This is a genomic window from Acidiplasma sp. MBA-1 (genome assembly GCF_000949015.1).
Lineage (GTDB): Archaea > Thermoplasmatota > Thermoplasmata > Thermoplasmatales > Thermoplasmataceae > Acidiplasma > Acidiplasma aeolicum.
Window position 1 is genome coordinate 49,720 of sequence record NZ_JYHS01000001.1, and the last position, 18,714, is coordinate 68,433.

21 protein-coding genes are annotated in these 18,714 nt (G+C 34.1%); 13 read left to right on the forward strand and 8 right to left on the reverse strand.

Annotated features, from left to right (window positions below; all coding sequences use genetic code 11):
- Positions 1 to 51: 51 nt before the first annotated feature.
- A complete protein-coding gene (locus TZ01_RS00250) occupies positions 52 to 552 on the reverse strand; it encodes an ArsR family transcriptional regulator (RefSeq protein WP_048100815.1) in 501 nt (166 codons plus the stop codon).
- 117 nt (positions 553 to 669) lie between these two features.
- Here TZ01_RS00250 and TZ01_RS00255 point away from each other — a divergent pair, with 117 nt between their 5' ends.
- Both TZ01_RS00255 and TZ01_RS00260 read left to right on the forward strand, forming a co-directional pair.
- Positions 670 to 894 carry a hypothetical protein gene (locus TZ01_RS00255; RefSeq protein ID WP_048100816.1) on the forward strand — a complete coding sequence of 75 codons (225 nt, stop codon included), beginning with the start codon at positions 670 to 672 and terminating at the stop codon, positions 892 to 894.
- 63 nt (positions 895 to 957) lie between these two features.
- Complete coding sequence (locus TZ01_RS00260; RefSeq protein WP_048100817.1) at positions 958 to 1,296, forward strand: carboxymuconolactone decarboxylase family protein; 339 nt, start codon at positions 958 to 960, stop codon at positions 1,294 to 1,296.
- Positions 1,297 to 1,477: 181 nt separating this feature from the next.
- On the opposite strand, the gene TZ01_RS00265 is transcribed toward TZ01_RS00260, so the two are convergent.
- Positions 1,478 to 2,254, reverse strand: a complete 777-nt coding sequence (locus TZ01_RS00265) for an enoyl-CoA hydratase-related protein (RefSeq protein ID WP_048100818.1) — start codon at positions 2,252 to 2,254, stop codon at positions 1,478 to 1,480.
- Positions 2,255 to 2,453: 199 nt separating this feature from the next.
- On the opposite strand from TZ01_RS00265, the gene TZ01_RS00270 reads away from it, so the two are divergent.
- Complete coding sequence (locus TZ01_RS00270; RefSeq protein ID WP_048100819.1) at positions 2,454 to 3,878, forward strand: MFS transporter; 1,425 nt, start codon at positions 2,454 to 2,456, stop codon at positions 3,876 to 3,878.
- 416 nt (positions 3,879 to 4,294) lie between these two features.
- Positions 4,295 to 4,678, forward strand: a complete 384-nt coding sequence (locus TZ01_RS00275) for a hypothetical protein (RefSeq protein ID WP_048100820.1) — start codon at positions 4,295 to 4,297, stop codon at positions 4,676 to 4,678.
- On the opposite strand, the gene cobS is transcribed toward TZ01_RS00275, so the two are convergent.
- Complete coding sequence (cobS, locus tag TZ01_RS00280) at positions 4,667 to 5,419, reverse strand: adenosylcobinamide-GDP ribazoletransferase (protein ID WP_048100821.1); 753 nt, start codon at positions 5,417 to 5,419, stop codon at positions 4,667 to 4,669. The genes TZ01_RS00275 and cobS overlap by 12 nt on opposite strands.
- On the reverse strand, positions 5,412 to 5,924 hold the full coding sequence (locus TZ01_RS00285; protein WP_048100822.1) for a gamma carbonic anhydrase family protein: 513 nt from the start codon (positions 5,922 to 5,924) through the stop codon (positions 5,412 to 5,414). The genes cobS and TZ01_RS00285 overlap by 8 nt, the downstream gene beginning before the upstream one ends.
- A 104-nt stretch (positions 5,925 to 6,028) precedes the next feature.
- Between TZ01_RS00285 and TZ01_RS00290 the strand changes: the two genes are divergently transcribed.
- From TZ01_RS00290 to TZ01_RS00305, 4 genes are all read left to right on the forward strand, one after another.
- Positions 6,029 to 6,853, forward strand: coding sequence for a transketolase (locus tag TZ01_RS00290; protein ID WP_048100823.1), 825 nt, complete (start codon positions 6,029 to 6,031; stop codon positions 6,851 to 6,853).
- 1 nt (position 6,854) lies between these two features.
- The gene (locus tag TZ01_RS00295; RefSeq protein ID WP_048100824.1) at positions 6,855 to 7,808 is read left to right on the forward strand and encodes a transketolase family protein; all 954 of its coding nucleotides are present in this window, start codon (positions 6,855 to 6,857) and stop codon (positions 7,806 to 7,808) included.
- Positions 7,805 to 8,476, forward strand: coding sequence for a fructose-6-phosphate aldolase (fsa, locus tag TZ01_RS00300; RefSeq protein WP_048100825.1), 672 nt, complete (start codon positions 7,805 to 7,807; stop codon positions 8,474 to 8,476). Before TZ01_RS00295 ends, fsa begins: the two co-directional genes overlap by 4 nt.
- A gap of 143 nt (positions 8,477 to 8,619) precedes the next feature.
- On the forward strand, positions 8,620 to 9,876 hold the full coding sequence (locus tag TZ01_RS00305) for an MFS transporter (RefSeq protein WP_255350861.1): 1,257 nt from the start codon (positions 8,620 to 8,622) through the stop codon (positions 9,874 to 9,876).
- Here the strand turns inward: TZ01_RS00305 and TZ01_RS00310 are convergent.
- Together TZ01_RS00310 and rnhB are read right to left on the reverse strand one after the other, a co-directional pair.
- On the reverse strand, positions 9,873 to 10,532 hold the full coding sequence (locus TZ01_RS00310) for a glycosyltransferase family 2 protein (RefSeq protein WP_048100827.1): 660 nt from the start codon (positions 10,530 to 10,532) through the stop codon (positions 9,873 to 9,875). The two genes, TZ01_RS00305 and TZ01_RS00310, sit on opposite strands and share 4 nt — an antisense overlap.
- Positions 10,533 to 10,604: 72 nt before the next feature.
- Positions 10,605 to 11,207 (reverse strand): ribonuclease HII, encoded by a 603-nt coding sequence (gene rnhB, locus TZ01_RS00315; RefSeq protein ID WP_048100828.1) that lies wholly within the window; start codon positions 11,205 to 11,207, stop codon positions 10,605 to 10,607.
- A 58-nt stretch (positions 11,208 to 11,265) separates the two neighbouring features.
- On the opposite strand from rnhB, the gene TZ01_RS00320 reads away from it, so the two are divergent.
- The 4 genes from TZ01_RS00320 to TZ01_RS00335 all read left to right on the forward strand — a co-directional run bounded on the left by TZ01_RS00320 (position 11,266) and on the right by TZ01_RS00335 (position 15,196).
- Entirely contained in the window at positions 11,266 to 11,805 is a 540-nt protein-coding gene (locus tag TZ01_RS00320) for a GNAT family N-acetyltransferase (protein WP_052656648.1), read from the forward strand.
- A gap of 104 nt (positions 11,806 to 11,909) precedes the next feature.
- Positions 11,910 to 13,574, forward strand: coding sequence for a radical SAM protein (locus TZ01_RS00325; protein ID WP_231563383.1), 1,665 nt, complete (start codon positions 11,910 to 11,912; stop codon positions 13,572 to 13,574).
- 45 nt (positions 13,575 to 13,619) lie between these two features.
- The gene (locus TZ01_RS00330) at positions 13,620 to 14,300 is read left to right on the forward strand and encodes a DUF47 family protein (protein WP_048100830.1); all 681 of its coding nucleotides are present in this window, start codon (positions 13,620 to 13,622) and stop codon (positions 14,298 to 14,300) included.
- Positions 14,297 to 15,196, forward strand: a complete 900-nt coding sequence (locus TZ01_RS00335) for an inorganic phosphate transporter (protein WP_048100831.1) — start codon at positions 14,297 to 14,299, stop codon at positions 15,194 to 15,196. The genes TZ01_RS00330 and TZ01_RS00335 overlap by 4 nt, the downstream gene beginning before the upstream one ends.
- Positions 15,197 to 15,377: 181 nt before the next feature.
- Here TZ01_RS00335 and TZ01_RS00340 read toward each other — a convergent pair whose 3' ends face one another.
- Positions 15,378 to 16,481, reverse strand: a complete 1,104-nt coding sequence (locus TZ01_RS00340) for an OFA family MFS transporter (RefSeq protein ID WP_048100832.1) — start codon at positions 16,479 to 16,481, stop codon at positions 15,378 to 15,380.
- 274 nt (positions 16,482 to 16,755) lie between these two features.
- Between TZ01_RS00340 and TZ01_RS00345 the strand changes: the two genes are divergently transcribed.
- Entirely contained in the window at positions 16,756 to 18,021 is a 1,266-nt protein-coding gene (locus TZ01_RS00345; protein WP_048100833.1) for a site-specific integrase, read from the forward strand.
- Positions 18,022 to 18,023: 2 nt separating this feature from the next.
- Here TZ01_RS00345 and TZ01_RS00350 read toward each other — a convergent pair whose 3' ends face one another.
- Positions 18,024 to 18,701: a DUF4145 domain-containing protein gene (locus TZ01_RS00350; protein WP_048100834.1), complete on the reverse strand. Its 678-nt coding sequence runs from the start codon at positions 18,699 to 18,701 to the stop codon at positions 18,024 to 18,026.
- Between the last annotated feature and the right edge of the window lie 13 nt (positions 18,702 to 18,714).

Consider the following 18,714-nt stretch of genomic DNA (forward strand, 5'->3'; position numbering starts at 1 on the left):
ATAATTTTCATATCTGAATTCACATAAAACAGGCATAAATTAAATTCATTTTTAAACATTATTTTCCATTTCTATTCTGTATCCCTTTAGATATAAAACACTGGATCTGTTTATTATTCCCTTTAATAGTGTTTGTGATATGTTAAGATTTTCAGAGGCTGTTCCGATAAAGACCCCTCCATCAACCATCATTGCCTTGATTTTATTTTCATAATCCTCAAGCTCTTTCTCGGTTAATGTTGTTGCATATATTATATCAGCCAGATCTGGCATGGAACCTATCAAATTTATCTGTATATTGGTATAATATGTATGATACGCTTTTTCTGGTCCCTTATCACCAGTTATCCATTGACTTTCCACCATTTTAATCTTATCAAGGTAAAGCAGTGCCTTTTTTCCCTCAACGCCATATTTTTCATCTATTTGAGGCATTGTAATCCATCCGGTGGATAAATCAAGTAAAAGTTTTCTCTTAACGTCGGTATCAGCTGCATGGAATATTGTTACCAGTTCCCCAACGTCATTCACAACCTTTATCCTATTTACCATTCTTTTGATATTACAGAAACAGATATAATAATTTCTAAAGTCACCAAATTTTATTAATATAAATTTGTCAATAAGTTAACTACAAAATATAATTAATTGAAATTAAAATTTTGTTGTATGGAATCTGGCATTATTACGGAACTATCTCCATCAGCGAAATTGATATATAAAATTCTTGAGGAAATTAAGGTTGCCAGATTGTGCCAGCTTATGGAACTAACAGGTCTTTCAAGAAGAACCATCCTTTATTCCGTCAAATCGCTTAATAAATATGGGCTGATAGATATCACAACATGCCTTTCCGACACAAGGCAGAGGTTTTACTGCCTTAGGATTAAATAAGGTGCAAAAAATGCACAAATAGCAACATTATTATATTTTATTTAAATGCAGTAATGAGTTATTATGGATGCAAAACAAAAATTAAATGAGGTTAACAGAATAATGGCAGAAACCGGAAAGGATAATTCAAAATTCCAGAATGCCTTCTTTGGTTTTATGTCAGCAACAATGGATAACAGTGTACTGGATCAAAAAACAAAAGAATTTATTGCATTATCACTCGGCATGGCAGCAAGATGTGAATGGTGCATATCTTATCATGTTAACAATGCAATTAAGGCCGGTGCAACCAGGAAGGAGCTAATGGAAGTGGGATATATAACAACCTTAATGTATGGTTCACAGGCGCTTATGGAAATGAACAGCCTTGTGGATGCCATTAATGCGTTCCTTCCAGAATAAATTTCACTTTATTATTTTGATTGACCTATTTTTTAACGCTCTAATATTCTGCAATCATTATAATTTTGTAGTGTACTGAAATGAATTCTTACATGTATCTATTTTTTCAACATTTAATTTTATTGCTTATGCATATTAATATTATAATATTCGCAGCGGCATAATTTACCATTTTAATTATTTAAATATGATTCTCTTTTTTCCTCCTATGTAAAAAATTGTTAATTCCCTCTTTCGCTTCTTTCATTGTACTGTTATAAACTATTACATTTGTTGCAAAATCCAAGGCATTTTCTGTATTCATTTCTAGCTGTTTGTACAGTTCATTTTTTCCAAGTGCTATTACATTAAAATCAAACCTTGTTATTTCCTTTGCAAATTTTATTGTTTCCTTATATAAATCCTCATCTTTTGCAATTCTATTTACCAAACCATACATTAAAGCCTCTTCAGAACTTAAATAATTGGCGGTGAATAATAGCTCTGTGGCTTTTTTTAAAGGTATGTTTCTCGTTGTATAAACAGATGGGGTGCTGCAGAATAAACCCTCCTGTATACCTGGAGTTGCAAATTTTGCAGATTCAGAACATATTGCGAGATCACATGCCGCAACAAGCTGACATCCTGCAGCCGTTGCAATGCCCTGGACAGATGCAATAACTATTTGCGGTATTTTCCTTATTAACTTCATCATATTTCCACATACATTAAATAAATCCATAACTTCTCCCGTATCGGCAAGTATTTCATTTAAATCGTGTCCAGAACTGAAAACAGGACCATTTGATCTTATTATTATAACTTTTATATTTTTATTCTTTGAAACATTATTTAATTCATTGTAAAGCAAAATTAATACATTTTTTGATAAGGCATTCCTTTTTCCCTCATTTTCAATATTTATAATTTCTATATCATCTTCCATTTTAACCTCTATTTTTCCCTCTGTGGCTTCCATAATTATATAATATTAAATATTATATAAATTTTTTATAAAAATTATAATATCATCTTTTAGTATCTGCTGCTATTTAAAAATAATTTTACAAATTCTAAAAACAGGGAAAAACTTAGAAAATATATTCTAAAATAATCTTAGAACTTTATCATATCTGTTTATTACTAAATATTTTAATACTATAATATATTTTTTAATTATGGATAAATATTCCCGGCTGATTATTTCACTTCTACTTGCAGTTCTTATGGGGGCAGTTGATTCCACAATTGTACTGCTTGCACTTCCAACAATAACCGATAATTTAAAAACAGAGTTATCAGCCTCAATATGGATTATTTTAATTTATTTACTTGTAATCGCAGTTGGAACAACACAGCTTGGAAGGCTTGGGGACATTATTGCAAGAAAAAATATTTTTATTTTAGGAATTTCTATATTTACAATAGGTTCTGCACTATGCGGAGCATCAGCAAATATTGATGAACTAATATCCTTTAGGCTAATACAGGGAATTGGAACTGCCATGGTGCAGTCAAACAGTGGGGCAATTATAGCGGATAACTTTCAGCCGAATAAACGTGGCAGGGTTTATGGATATACATCAGTGGGATATAATGCAGGTGCAATGCTTGGAATTGTTCTTGGTGGAATAATCACAACTTTTATTGGTTGGAGATATATATTTTATATAAATGTCCCGATAGGAATATTTGCCATATATTATGGAATTAAATACATTAACAGGAGTGAACCTGTAAGTAATAAGCTCGATCTTCCTGGAATGGCATCCCTTGGTTCTGCCTTAATACTTATATCATATGCCGCAGTGGATATATCAACATATGGAATAAGAACATTTAATATGGTTTTAATCGGTATTGGCATAGTTATGGTAATGTTCATGATATATATAGAAACAAGGGTTAAAAAACCTTTATTGCCATTAAAGGTATTTAGAATTAAGATTTTGTCATATTCATTGTTTGCATCATTTTTCCAGAGTTTGGGATTTCTGGCTGTTGTTTTTATAATTATAATGTACCTGCAGGGGATACGCGGGTTAACACCGTTTGACAGCGCATTATTATTGCTCCCCGGATATTTAATAGGCAGCGTTTTGGGACCATATTTCGGAAAGCTTGCAGATCGGATAGGCTCAAGAATACCGGCAACTGTAGGACTTCTAATGATGGCTGTGTCCATTCTAATTTATACAACATTAACTGTAAATTCCTCACTTTATATAATACTAATTGCATCTGCAATTACAGGGACTGGTTCATCAATGTTTTATCCTGCAAATAACAGTGCAGTAATGGCAAATTCGCCTAAGGAGCTTTACGGCATGTCATCTGGATTTTTACGAACCTTAGCCAATATAGGTATGCTTGGCAGCTTTGTGATATCAATATCCATAGCAAGCTTAAGTGTACCCAGAAGTGTTGCGTTTGAGGTGTTTGCAGGGGTTGGCAAGCTTGTTGGTGGTGTATCATTATCCTTCATGGCAGGAATACATTATTCATTATACGTTTCAATGGTGATAACCTTGATCGGTGCAATTCTATCATTTTCCCGTGGAAGAGAGGAAAGAAAAGCAATTGAAACCATGGCTAAAACATAAATTTATTTATTGTTAAATATCAGAATTATTGTAATATTTTTTGCATGCAGGTATTATATATGGATGACCACGTATTTTGAATATAATTATAATAAACACATTTTGATTAGCCTAATAAAAATATTAAATTTTTGAATTTTCCAGAAGCTTGAAATATATCTTCACAATTTTCCATGCTTGGAATATACAGAAATTATAGAATATTATCAGCATTATTGTAATAATAATCATAATAGTTTGAAGGAATATTATAAATGGTTTTAAATAACATTAAGAATTGGTATAGCATAATAACGAATAATTATTATAAGAAATTTATAATAAATCTCTAGTTAAATGGAATTTTTTCATCAATCATACCCAATATGGGTCCAAATAATAAGAAAAATTAATGTATTATATATTAATAACATAATGTGAAAAATTACAGTGGGCATATAATTTTTGAGGAAGGTTTTCAATGGAAAGACCTTGAAAAATATTTTCCAGACATCTGGGATATAGTTGAAAGTGAATCTAAGGTCAATGCAGAGGAAAAGCAGTTCGATGATATTCTTCTGGAGCTTAACATGGAAGAGATCAGAAAAAATAAAAAGCCATTTGGTTACAGAAGGGAGAACTCAAAATTTAGGATGATTTTTCCGCAGAACAGAACCGAGCTAACAATTTACAGGAATACCCCCTCTGAAGAAATAGAGGAAATAACAGAAAAGGTTGCCCATGAAATTAGGAATAAGAAAATTAAATATACAATTAAATATGATCAGCTTATCTCAAGCAAATTAAAGTTAAAGCATTAGTTTTATCTTTAAAATTAAAAATATAAACAGCATGAAATACATTAAAAACCTGCCTATTTCTCCAAGGCTGCCTGCTATATCACCATTTATGCCATCATATAGATTTATTATCTGTCTTTTTAATAGATGCATAATTAAAAAAACTATAAAAAAAGCCAAAATATAATAAACATCAAATATTGAAATTATTAAAACAGGTAAAAAATTAATTATTATTATAATCTTATTATCAGAAATTATCGAGGTAAACGTTTTCCCGAGACCGCTTCCAAAAGCTTTGGTTTTATAAAGAGAAAAAACCATTATAAATCTTGAGGATACCTCAGCGTAAATTATTGCAAGAAAACCATAGTAACCATGAAAATATGACAATAATGCCACGCTCATTAAATATATTACAAATACAAGTCCAAAACCTCCTGATCCTGTGTACCTGTCCTTTATTACCTGCTGCCGTTTTTCTGCGTTTCCACGTGCCATTAGTGAATCACCAAAATCTGCAAGTGCATCAAGGTGATTAAATCCATATATTAACAAAATAAATGAAATGGAAAATGCTGCAGCTATTAAACTGCTATAGTTGCTTATAAGATAAAAAATTATGCCCGCTATAGCTCCTGTTATAATTCCGACTGCACTTATAAATAATACTGTATAATAATTTATTTCGTAACTGCCCTTAAAGGGGATTACAGTAAAAAACGATATTGCAGAGATAAATCCATTTAAGATTTTATTCATTTCCGTTTCCTTTAATTCTCTCAAATGTTCCAGACCTGTACTGCTGATTCAGTTTTAAATATTCAAGAGAATTTTTGTATGCCATTTCACCATATTTTGGGTCTATTTTTTTAACACTTCCTGGAATTCCAGTTATCAGGGAATTCTCCTCGGATTCGAAATTTTCAAGGACAACTGTTCCTGCAGCCACCACCGAGCCTTTTTTAATATGTGCATTATTTAAAATTATGGCCCCCATGCCTATAATTACATTGTCATCAACAACAGCACCATGAACCACAGCATTATGCCCTACGGAAACATTTTTACCAATTCTGACGCCGTATGTGTTATTCACATGAATTGTAGCGTTGTCCTGAACATTGGAATTATCACCTATAATTATTGAATTTTCATCGCCTCTAATAACCGCAGAATCCATAATGGTAACATTATCCCCAAGAGTGACATCACCAATAATTACTGCGGTATCCGCAATATAAAGATTTCTTCCCTTCTTAATCATAGAAAGTAATATAATGTTAATAAATAAGTTTTTATTTTAAATTTTATAGTAACTGATATAAAGAAAGATATTTAAATCTTTAATATATATTATATTGACATAAGATGGAAGCATATTCATTAAATGATTTAAAACCTCTTGCCAAGGAGGTAAGAAAGAAAATAATTGAAATGGTCTACACTGCCAAGAGTGGACATCCTGGAGGATCATTAAGCATTACAGATGTGCTTACAGTTTTATATTTTAAGGAGATGAACATAGACCCGAAAAACCCATCAGACCCAAACAGGGACATACTTGTAATGAGCAAGGGGCATGCATCTCCGGCGCTTTATGCCGTATTATCACTTCGTGGATACTTTTCTGAAGATCTTCTCTCTGGATTCAGAAATAAAAATTCAGATTTAGAGGGGCATGTCCATCGTGGCATACCCGGTGTGGAATCATCAACAGGCTCACTGGGTCAGGGGCTTGGTGTTGCAATTGGATTTGCACTGGCTGCAAAACTTGATCACAACCCAAAGAGGATCTATGCAATCCTAGGCGACGGCGAGATGGAGGAGGGAAATATATGGGAATCCATGCTCGCAGCATCCAAATACCATCTTGATAATCTAACTGCTATAGTTGATAGAAATATGATACAGCTGGATGGTTTCACTGAAAATATTATGCCGCTTGGTGATATATCTGAAAAGGCCAGGGCATTTGGATGGAATACAATAATAATTAACGGCCACGATTTCAATGAGATAATAAACGCCATAGAAACCGCAAAATCTGTAAAAAACAGGCCAACCATGATCGTGGCAAATACGGTTAAGGGAAAGGGCGTTAGCTATATGGAAAATAATCCTAAATACCATGGGGCACCACCCAAAAATGAAGAGGAATATATTAGGGCATTAAATGATATAGAGGCAATGTAATATGCAGAAAACAGAAATATTGGAAAGTTTAAGGGAAGCATACGGCGAGGAGCTCGCCTCACTGGGCGAGAAAAATCGTGATATAGTGGTTCTTGATGCAGACCTCTCAAGTTCAACAAAAACAGATATATTCGGAAAAAAATTTCCGGAAAGATTTTACAACATGGGCATAGCAGAACAGTCCATGGTAACAGCTGCTGCAGGTTTATCACTCGCGGGCAAAACAGTTTTTGCATCCACATTTGCTGTTTTTCTGAGCAATACCTATAATGTAATAAGGCAGTCTGTATGTTACAACGAGGTTCCTGTTAATTTTGTGGTCACACATGCCGGCATATCACTTGGTGAGGATGGCCCAACACACCAGATTCTTGAGGATGTTGGTATAATGTCAGGCCTTCCAAATATGAAGGTTATTGTCCCTGTTGATTCCATAGAAACCAGGAGGGTTATTGATTATCTTGCAGTCAAAAAGAAGAACCCCTACTATGTTAGATTAACAAGGGAAAAATTTCCAGTATTAAACGAAGAATCCTATGAATTCAAGGAGGGAAAATCAGTTACATTTAGGGATGGAAATGATATAACAATTATGGCCTATGGCATAATGGTATCATTTGCATTAAAGGCTGCCGAGGCTTTAAAATCAAAGAATATCGATGCCAGGGTTATAAATATGTCATCCATAAAACCAATAGACAGGGATGCAATAATTAAGGCGGCAAGGGATACAGGAAAAATAGTTACGGCGGAGGAGCACTCAATATATAACGGCCTTGGTTCAAGGGTCTCTGAAATTGTTTCAGAGGAATATCCGGTTCCGGTTAAAAGAATAGGCATGCCAGATATTTTTGGTAAGAGCGGAAAGGGTATGGAACTGTTTGATTACTTTCATATAGGAATAAGCGATATCGAAAAAATAACAGAAAATTTTTACAGGGAGGAATTTAAATGAAGATCTTTATAGATACTGCGGATATAAATGAGATTAGGGAGGCAAATGATTACGGTCTGATAGATGGTGTAACAACAAATCCCACACTGATATCAAAGGCCCAGAAGGATGGCAAAAAATTTATTGACATTGCATCTGAAATACTTAAAACAGTGAATGGGCCTGTCAGCCTTGAGGTTGTTGGCACAAAATCTGAGGATATGGTTGAACAGGCAGTTAAATTGCATAACCTAGGGTCCAATGCTGTCATAAAAATACCAATGACACTTGAGGGTTTAAAGGCAATGAAGATTCTCAGGCAAAAAAATATACCGGTAAATACAACCCTGATTTTTAATACAGTTCAGGCCCTTCTTGCAGCCAGGAACGGCGCAGCCTATGTCTCTCCATTTGTTGGGCGCCTTGATGATATTGCTGAGGACGGTATGTCAATTATAAACCAGATTAAAACAGTATTTTCCAATTATGGGTTTAAAACGGAAATTCTTGTTGCATCTGTTAGAAATCCAGTTCATGTACTCCGTGCAGCATTAATAGGCGCTGATGCAATAACAATACCGTTTGATGTAATTAAGAAACTGGCAATGCATCCAAAGACTGATGAGGGTCTATCCAGATTTCTTGATGACTGGAAGAAAGTAGCACCTGATGGGTCTCTACCGTTATAATCATTAATAAATTTTAATTTAATATTAAAGTTGCATTTTTATATTATAATTATCTGAAATGGTTTAGCAATAAAATAAATATATATCAAAGCACTTAAGGGAATTTAAGTGATTGCACGGATAATAAATGGTTTCTTGGTTACATATTTTCAAATATAGGCGCAGGTCTCACCATGCCGTTAATACCGCTTTTTATTGTTGTTTACCTGCACAGCAATGTGGTTTTTGTCGGGCTTGTAACATCAATATCATCCATGGCATCTGTACCGGCACTTATAATGTGGGGAGATCTGTCTGATAAATTTAAAAAAAGGAAAATTTTTATTTTAATTGGATTTTTTGGTTCATTCCTATCATTGTTAATTGTCTTTATGGTTAAAAGCATACCAGAATATGTTTTAATGCTTGTTATATTTCAGCTAATAGCAATGGCATCTGTGCCGGTTTCAACACTATTAATTCTGGAAAACTCAGAGAAATCATTGTGGTCAAAAATAATGGCAAGGTTTAACAGTTACAGCGCGGTGGGTACTGTAATAGGCCTTGGCATAGGCGTATTTGTATTATTTTATGATACAGGTTTTGGCACATCCATTATAAAGTATCTTTATGTTATTGCAGCCTTTGCATATCTAATTTCAGGTATTGTATCATTATTTTTCCTAAAGGAGGGAAAGACAAATTTAAAGAGGGAAAGGCTCTGGTATTTATATACGGTAAGGGTTATAGAAAGAATCAGATATTTTCCAACACATATACTGCACATACCTGAAAGGTCTGCTGGTTATAAGGTTCCAAGATTTTTGAAAAATTACCTAATAACCGCGCTTATTTTTATGATTGGTTTCCAGATGTTTTTTATACCCTACCCTGTATTCATGATCCGTGAATTCAATGCAACCAATGCAGATGTTTACATAATGTATCTCCTAAACAGCCTTATGTCAGCAAGCACATATATACCTGCAAGCAGGTATATTAATTATGTTGGATCAAATAAAATGCTTTCATATTCAGTATTAATACGTATTTTTATTTTTATTTTAATGGGAATTGTATCATTCTTTGTAATTAACAGTATATTATATCTGGCTCTGTTTATTCTGGTTTATGGAATTATGGGTGGCATCTGGAGTTTTATTGGTTTAAGTGAGGTAACCAGTATATCAAACATGTCGGATCCGGTTATTCGTGGAAGGGTTATAGGACTGTACAATTCATTTAATGGCATTGGACAGATTATCGGATCTGGAATTTCTGGCTTTATCGCATTTGATATAGGATATCCGGCGGATTTTTTCATTGCCGCCATCATTGTTACCTCAGGACTATTAATAATTAAAAAAACAAAACCCCCTGATACTGAAATAATATCAAGAAAGAAAACATTACAGGTTTAATTCTGTATTCTTTTTATAATTAAATGAAACAGATTTTTAAACCCATCGCGCCATGTTTTAAGCTTTGGCTTTGTTATTCTTTGGCCATATAATATTGGCACCTCTATTAATTTTCCATGCTTTACAGCCTCAATTTTGATATCCTCTGAAAATGCCATGTAATCACTTAAATTATTCATTTTATTATAAAATGACTTATAAAATATCCACATGCCACTCTGTGAATCGTTTAAATGAAATTTGAAAAGAACAGCAAGGGTAAAGTTAAGTACCAAATTACCTATGAAATGCAGTGACGTATAGCTATGCTGCGTTCTAAGCGTCATCCTATCACAGGAAATAAAATTAACCTTATCCAGGATTAAAATGTCTATTAATGGCTTTATAATGTCTGTTGGATATGTATTATCACCGTCAAGGCATACTATAATATCACCCGAGGCCGCCTTAATGCCTGTTTTATATGCCCGCCCATAGCCCTTTCTATGTTCCTCTATCACCCTCGCCCCTTTAGATGCAGCTATTTCCCTTGTTTTATCGGTTGAATTGGTATCCACAACTATTATTTCTATGCCATCAATACATTTCAGGCCATCAATAACATTGCCAATTGATTTTTCCTCGTTGATTGTGGGAATAACTGCAGATACCTTCATTAAATCTAAAGGTATTAGTATTATAATTATTTTTATGTATACATTATATTTATAAAAGTATCAATCAAATGGCTAAAGTTTTTTATTTAATAAATTTTTATATGTTTTCCACTCCTTCCTTACTATACCATCAATATCCATGTGATTTTCGATTGCATTTTTTAGAAAATTTATGGTTCTTGGATCTGAAGGATATCCAGATCCAAAGTTACCGTATATTTTATGGAGTTTTTCTATTTCTGAGTCCCTAATAACCTTGGCTATTATGGAAGCACCTGATACAACAGGGTATATTGAATCCGCCTTATGCCTGCATGTAATATTTTTCCCGGTTCTTCTTTTAAGCTCATCTTCAAGCCTTATCTCATTTACATCGAAGGCATCAACATAAATATTCTCACATTTAACAGAGTCAATTAAATAAATGGCATATTTTAATTCAAGGATATTCAACTGATTTTTTTTAACGTAATTATCTATTTCATATGGCTGTATAATCACATAATTATTTTCCATATTTTTTAAATCTTCGAATAATTTATTTCTTTGAAATGGTGAAAGCTGTTTTGAATCCCTGACACCAAGACTTTTAATCGATTCATCAGAACATAAAATTGCCATAACCATTGGGCCTATAACAGGACCACGGCCTGCCTCGTCTATACCACAATCCATTTATTATAATGTCAACATGCCTAAAAAAATTATTTATAACCATTTATTATGGGATTGCATGGAAAAATTTGAATTTTTTTTGGATAATAATGTATTCATAACCAATAATTTTGACATTAATTCTTTGCATGACTTTGTTGAAATGGCCAATGAAAATGATCTTGGGTTTAATTTAATGAGCCACAGCTTTCCATATCCTTATACAGAGGAGGATGCATTATTTTTTATAGACCAGGAAAGGGAAATGGGTGGTGAGATATTTTCGCTGGATCTTTATATATATTTTAATGGGCGGATAGCCGGTGTTATTGGCCTAAAGGATATTGATTATTTAAATAACAGGGCTCATATTGGGTACTGGATCGGCAAAAAATATAGAAACCGGGGAATTGCAACAGCTGCAGTCGGCCTTGTTTCAAATGTGGCCAAAACATATTTTGGCATGCACACCCTTTACACAAAAGTTTTGGTTAATAATATACCATCAATTAATGTTCTTCTTAAAAATCGCTTTGAAATTTCTGGAATTGAAAAGGATGCATTTTTCTTTAAAAACATCTATTATTCGGCATATATTTTTAATAAAATACTATATTGAAATATTTTAATAATTATTATTATATATTTGTTAATTTTAAAAATGTCTGACATGAAAACGTTTATTAACCATATAAATATAAGATTCACTATATGACAAAATATGTGTTGATCTCGGATAGTACACTTGCATATGAATACCGAAATTTCCCATTGTTAGATTTTTTGCCATGTGCACCCGGAAATAAAATACCGGGGAAAATTTACAGATTTTTAAAGGGTCCAGCACCAGAAGCGCTGCCCAATGGGGAGCTTAAATATGCCCCATATGCACTTAGAAAAATAGAGGCCGCCCTTCTAAGGGACAACCCAAGAAAGGACGTAGCAGTGGCCCATGAGGATTATCTTGCCAATTTTATTACCGATGATACGGAAATAATAGGAATTACAACAATGGATCCGCTTGGAATAGGGCCAACAACAATGTCATACACAGCTCTGTTTGGTGGTGGGCTGGATTCATGGGTAAGGAGGGAATGGGACGCCCTTCTTGAAAAGGTAAATAAGGTCAGACAGGGGAAGAAGGCAAAGCTTGTTGTTGGCGGTCCCGGTGTCTGGGAATTCACAATATTAAGGGATGAGATAGAAAAATACCATTTTGACTACATAGTTCAGGGAGAAATGGATGATACCGTATCAGAGCTTTTCAGACAGATATCCGAGGGCAATATAGATAAAAAAATGTTCTTCCAGGGCTATATGACCTACGATGATAAATTCAGAAAGGTTCTAAAGAATGATGATCTATTTATAGCACGTGGCTTTGCGGAAAGGGCATATCCGTCACTTGAGGACATACCTGATATAGTCAGGCCTTCAATGAAGGGAATGGTAGAAATAATGAGGGGCTGTGGTGTTGGTTGCGATTTCTGTGAGGTTACATTAAGGCCATTAAGGTATTATCCACTGGATAAAATAAAAAGAGAGATTGAGGTTAACGTTAAGGGTGGATTTACCAATGCCTGGCTTCATACCGATGAGATATTCGAATACAAGCATGAGAAAATGTTCACACCAAATGAGGATGCACTTCTTGATATGTTTAAAATGATAATGAATATAAAGGGCATTGAAACAACAAACCCAACGCATGGAAGAATATCGATACCTGCAGCATACCCTGATTTAATAAGAAAAATAAGCGAGGTTATAAGGGCAGGCCCTGACAACTGGATAGGCATACAGACCGGTGTTGAAACAGGCAGTGATGCACTTGCATTAAAGCATATGCCCAATAAGACCATGCCATTGAGAATCGGCCCGGATGGATCCTTCTCAGAAATTGTTTGGGAGGGTGTTTACAACGAAACAAAGTATTACTGGAGGTCAGCATTCACAATACAGGTTGGTCAGGAACAGGAAACCGATGAGGATAACTGGGATTCCATAGCAATGATTAACAGGCTGAGCAATTCATATGTCGATGGCAGGCCATTTGAGTTTACAGTTACACCGCTGGTTAATGTACCCCTGGGAAGGATTAAATCCAGAGACTTAAGCACAATGTTGAACCCTGTACAGCTTGGTGTATACTACGCATCATACAGGCATCTTGCAAAAATGGCAATCAGGGATGGATTCAGGAATACACACGGGAACCCAATAGCCAGGGTTGGAACAGGCACAATAATTTCAGCCGGTGGGGAACTGATGCTAAAGGTTGTTGAAAAGATTGCCAGAAAGAATGGCGTGGACATTGAAAAGGTAAAAAGGTACGGAATTGAAAACATCTCAGAGATCACGTCATTAAGCAATATGAGCAGGGCATAATAAATTTTTTATAAAATATATATAATACTTTTTAATTAATTTGTCATGGTTAATTATAATTTTTTAAAAAGACTTCTTGTTGTTGGAGAAAAAAGCCTTCTTTCAAGGTTATCAAGGTTCCCTGAAATAGGTATTGAAAGCACACAGAATTTAATTTTAATGCTGAAAAATGCACCAGTTGATATTGATAAGTACAATAATTTTATAAGGGACAAGGAAAAGGAAGGGGATGAAATGAATATTAACTTCAGGCATGAGGTTACAAGCGGGGCAATAAGCTCAAGCCTGATGGATAACATGCTTGCCTTAATAGAAAAATGTGATGACATCCTTGATAAGATGTACTACTCAAGCAGGGAAATAAACAGATTCAACAAAAACTATGAACTTAACAAGGATGAAAGAAATATTGTGGATTTTTCATATAACAAATTCATATCAATATTAAACAATAATGAGGAGGCACTGGGGTATGTCAAAAACATATTAAATGAGACGGACCTATCAAGGATGCGTGAGGATAGGAAAAACATTGAAAAGATAGAGGAGAATGTGGACGAAATAAAGGATTCAATAATCGATTACATATATAAAAATTCAAATAAAATTTCATATCTGGTCTTTGAACATTTAAATACCCTTGCACACAAACTGGATGATCTTTTGGATGACTGTGAGGATATATCAGATCTTGTATTTACCATAATGTTATCGGTGACATCTTGATTTTTTTAATAATTTCATTAATACTCACGTTTTTGCTAACCCTTCTTGTTTCAGGTAATAATCTCTCAGCGGCTGTTGGCACATTAATAGGGTCAAGAATCGTCTCAAGGTTTTATGGAACACTGATTGGTTCTTTGGGATTTTTTGCTGGTCTGGCGCTTGAGGGCAGATTTCTTAAAGGTGCGGCAATTTCATTGATTCCGCATTCATACTTTTATATTTCATATGCATTTCTGGTATCGTTCATAATATTTTTCCTTGCAACCATCGGTAGGGCACCGTTATCATTGACAATGGCACTTGCAGGAACAGCAATAGGCATAGATCTAAGAATTGATTACTCAGTAAATTACAATTTTGTAATTTTAATGATTATGTTCTGGATACTTGCACCGGTATTATCAATAATAGTTTCATATATTACCGAGAAATCTATTTTTGACAGGGATTATAAGAATGTTTGGCGGGTGGCGGCCACACTCAAGATTTTAATAATAATCTCCTCATTTTTAACAGCATTTACACTTGGTGCAAATACATTAGGCTTCATAGCAAACGTTGAGGGTTTCAATCTTATTACAGTAATTATAATGGCGGTGGCCATATTTTTGGGCAGCTTTTTTTTAAGCCGTGGTGTTATAAAAAGGGTTGGTGAGGAAATGTATCTTATGCGATATTCAAATGCCCTTGTTTCCCTTGTTGTATCCTCTGCACTGGTTGAAATAGCAACCATTTTTTCAATTCCATTATCAAACACACAGACGCTGACATCAAGCGTTTTTGGGGTTGGAATCTCATACAAATTTAAGGGTATTTACATGAAGTCATTCTTCATAATTATAATCACGTGGATTGTTTCACCGCTTCTTGGTCTCCTTCTTGGATATCTGGTATGATCCATCTAATTTTTAGTCCCCTCATGCCAGGGTAATAAGCATTCAGGATTATTGACAATGCTTATAATTGCACACAGGTTTATTTTATATTCAGCCACAGAAATTTTCATGGGCATAAATTCCATAAAACGTGCACAGGCACATTTATAAAAAATCATATGCTTAATATTAAGCGATTTATTTATTTGACCTCCTGTTGTTGTCCTGATCTATAACCTTTATTTTCTTTTCTCATTGATAATATTAAGAATAAAATCGCAAATAAACTCGAAATTAATACAAAATAGAATGACTTATCGCGGTATAATATAAAGATTGCAGCAAATAATGTACTGCCAATAAAACCTGAAATTGCCTTACCTGTATAAAAAACCCCGTTATTGGCCGTTGAAAATCTTGATCCAAATATATCGCCAACAAGTGAAAAATACATTGATATCATTGAGCCTCCGAAGAAACCAATGAGTATTATTGATATTGCATATATTTTTAAAATCAAAAATATAGATCCGGCGGTTAAAAATATATCTATAATAAAAACCGACTTAATTCTGCCGATATAATCTGAAATATAACCAAGTATGGGCCTGCTTATGCCACTTAGCAGTGGAAATAGGGAAACCAGAAGTGTAAACTCATATAAAGGAAGATTTTTTCCAATATACCCAAAGGATGCGGATATTACTAAAAGGGGTACACCACCAAGTATAAATGATACATACAAAATCCAGAATTTTTTATTCCTCAAATTTTTGGATGTTTTCTCACCGCTTAATTCTTTAGATTCCGGATACTTTGCAATTGACATTAACAATGGAAGTATTACAATCTCAGCAATTCCTATAATTAGCATTGGGGTTCTGAAGGTTACTGCCTTTGCTATAAATATATTTGCTACTGCTGCTCCCATGCCAAAACCAAGAGAAACAAATCCCACAGCAAAACCGCGCTTCCCCTTAAACCATTTAACTGCAAGGTTTGTTGAGATGCCATATAAAATACCCTCACCTATACTTCCAAGAGACCATAATAAATAAAATAAAAAGATATTATTTATAAGTGAAGTTCCAATAAATCCCACTGCAGAAAGTATTGCAGATATTATTCCAATATTTCTGGGGCCATTTTTATCGGCAAAGTATCCGCCAATGCCCTGAAACCCGGTGGAGAATATGGCAAAGAGTGTAAACGCCACCTGAATATAAACAATACTGACATTAAATCCAGTTTTAAGAAGTGGCTCAAAAACATTCCATGAATACTGGTATAATGAGTTAAACGACATGACTATAATTCCAATCGCTAAAAATCCCCTTCTCACTGTAATGTTATTTTATTATAAAATAAAAGTTTTTTTAAATTATCAAATTTAAAAAATAATAATATTAAAAATGAGAACATTCTCATTTTTTGAAAACCAACCATTAGATATTATACAATAAAAACAGAGCATATTTAATTATACATAGAATAGTCATAATCATGCAGAGGACGTGCATACAGTAAAATACTCAATGCACATGCAAATCATTATATTGATCCGATGCATTTTATCATATATGGATTATACATTTTACCTTCAAAGAGAGATCAAGAAAATTGATAGCATAAAAATAAACAAAGAATCAAAGGAGAAAATAAAGGAATTCATAGATGACTTAACATTTTCAGGAATATCTGACGGCAGGAAATATGCCTATATAATAAGGTTAAGGAAAATAGCCTTAATGCTTAATGACAGGTTTTTAAACCCTGATAAAAAGGATATTAAAATGGTAATATCGAATATAATGAATTCCAGGGTTAAATGGGGTGGATCTGATGAGCATAGGCCATCAGATAATTCAATAGAATCATACTATGTAACATTAAAAAAGTTCTATAAATGGCTTCTTGGAAATAATAAGACATATCCAGAATGCGTTGAATGGATTAAATTTAATTCCCATCCATCACATGAAATAAAGCCCGAATCATTAATTACCAAAGATGAGGAAATAAAATTAATAAATGGTTGCAGGAATTCAAGGGACAGGGCGTTAATATCATTGTTATATGATTCTGGATGCAGGATCTCTGAATTGCTTACAATGAGGATAAAGGATTTAAGATTCGATGATTATGGTGCAATTATATCTGTTACAGGAAAAACAGGATTTAGGGAGGTCAGGATTATAGGCAATTCAATATATTATCTAAAAGAGTACCTGAATGACCATCCATTAAAGGATCCTGATTCATGGCTTTTCATAATGAAAAACAATGAGAGGATGGGCTATGATGAGGTCAGGTCCATGATATTGAAGGCAAAGAGAAGGTCTGGAATAAAAAGAAGGATATATCCGCATCTATTCAGGCATACCAGGGCAACAATTCTGGCATCAAAGGTTGCAGAGGCACCATTGGAATCACAGATGGGATGGGTTCATGGGTCAAGGCAGACCAGGACATATATACATTTATCAATGAGGGACCAGGACAATGCAATTTTAAAGGCCTATGGCATTAAAATAGATGAGAATAAAATAATAGAGCCAATGCCGAAGAAATGCCCGAGGTGCAATGCATTGAATCCAGAGGATGCCAAATACTGCCATAACTGCTGGCTTCCATTAGATGAGAAACTGGCCTTAGAATATGAGAGCAAGGAAAAAGAAATAGAGGATAAAATAGAGAAATCTAATATAATACCAGGAATGGCAAAGAAGATGATAGAGAATGCACCCGAATCATTTAAGTCTAAATTAATTGAGAATGTCTTGGAGGAAATATTAAAGGATCCAGAATTGTTAAACAAATTCAGGAATGAAATGAATAAGAGTTGATATCAATTCCTATCCTTACTTGGATTCTTTTCAATTTCCTTTCGCTTTGACTCAGGTATTTTTTTGTAAAATTCATTAAGTTTTTTAGGCCATGTAATAAGGTCTTCGACAATCATATTGAAGATATTGAATAAATACAGCACATCATCCTTATTTTCTAAAATTTTAATTTCACCAGTATGCATTATATCGTTGCCATTTACTCTAAGTATTGAAAGTGCCTTTGTAAGTTGTTCAGGAATGCCTGATTCTACTAATTTCTTGATATTGTCATCTAACGGTAAGTTATTGTTCTTAATATTCCGAAGTAATAATTCAAGGGCTAACCTCATTAACGCCCCAGATGCTCTTGGTGAATCGTTAAGAACCTTCCCTGCTTCTATATAGATATTTTTTACTTCTAATGGTGTGCCCTCAGGTGGCGGGGGGACTGGCAAATTTCTTGGCAATAAGATGTTTTCATTAAGCCAAATAACTTCCTTATGGCAATGTGAGCATACAGACACACTCATTCCAGCAAGTTCCCCCTTGATACCTACAACGTCAACAATATCACCCATATATTGACGGGCAAGATTTCCATAGCCGACACCAGAAAACCATTCCTGATGGGCATAAACTCCACAATGTGGGCAATTGAAAGCATTTTCGTTAAACTTTGGAGGAATGTAATCTACCATGTTTATTATATTA

Bases quoted from the DNA above. Each gene is read 5' to 3' on its own strand.
- rnhB (WP_048100828.1), bottom strand. From the start codon at position 11,207: ATGGATTGTGGTATAGACGAGGCAGGCCGTGGTCCTGTTATAGGCCCA.
- TZ01_RS00340 (WP_048100832.1), bottom strand. From the start codon at position 16,481: ATGTCGTTTAACTCATTATACCAGTATTCATGGAATGTTTTTGAGCCA.
- TZ01_RS00320 (WP_052656648.1), top strand. From the start codon at position 11,266: ATGGAAAAATTTGAATTTTTTTTGGATAATAATGTATTCATAACCAAT.
- TZ01_RS00295 (WP_048100824.1), top strand. From the start codon at position 6,855: ATGCAGAAAACAGAAATATTGGAAAGTTTAAGGGAAGCATACGGCGAG.
- fsa (WP_048100825.1), top strand. From the start codon at position 7,805: ATGAAGATCTTTATAGATACTGCGGATATAAATGAGATTAGGGAGGCA.
- cobS (WP_048100821.1), bottom strand. From the start codon at position 5,419: ATGAATAAAATCTTAAATGGATTTATCTCTGCAATATCGTTTTTTACT.
- TZ01_RS00330 (WP_048100830.1), top strand. From the start codon at position 13,620: ATGGTTAATTATAATTTTTTAAAAAGACTTCTTGTTGTTGGAGAAAAA.
- TZ01_RS00290 (WP_048100823.1), top strand. From the start codon at position 6,029: ATGGAAGCATATTCATTAAATGATTTAAAACCTCTTGCCAAGGAGGTA.
- TZ01_RS00350 (WP_048100834.1), bottom strand. From the start codon at position 18,701: ATGGTAGATTACATTCCTCCAAAGTTTAACGAAAATGCTTTCAATTGC.
- TZ01_RS00260 (WP_048100817.1), top strand. From the start codon at position 958: ATGGATGCAAAACAAAAATTAAATGAGGTTAACAGAATAATGGCAGAA.
- TZ01_RS00270 (WP_048100819.1), top strand. From the start codon at position 2,454: ATGGATAAATATTCCCGGCTGATTATTTCACTTCTACTTGCAGTTCTT.
- TZ01_RS00255 (WP_048100816.1), top strand. From the start codon at position 670: ATGGAATCTGGCATTATTACGGAACTATCTCCATCAGCGAAATTGATA.
- TZ01_RS00250 (WP_048100815.1), bottom strand. From the start codon at position 552: ATGGTAAATAGGATAAAGGTTGTGAATGACGTTGGGGAACTGGTAACA.
- TZ01_RS00345 (WP_048100833.1), top strand. From the start codon at position 16,756: ATGGATTATACATTTTACCTTCAAAGAGAGATCAAGAAAATTGATAGC.
- TZ01_RS00265 (WP_048100818.1), bottom strand. From the start codon at position 2,254: ATGGAAGCCACAGAGGGAAAAATAGAGGTTAAAATGGAAGATGATATA.
- TZ01_RS00285 (WP_048100822.1), bottom strand. From the start codon at position 5,924: ATGATTAAGAAGGGAAGAAATCTTTATATTGCGGATACCGCAGTAATT.
- TZ01_RS00310 (WP_048100827.1), bottom strand. From the start codon at position 10,532: ATGAAGGTATCTGCAGTTATTCCCACAATCAACGAGGAAAAATCAATT.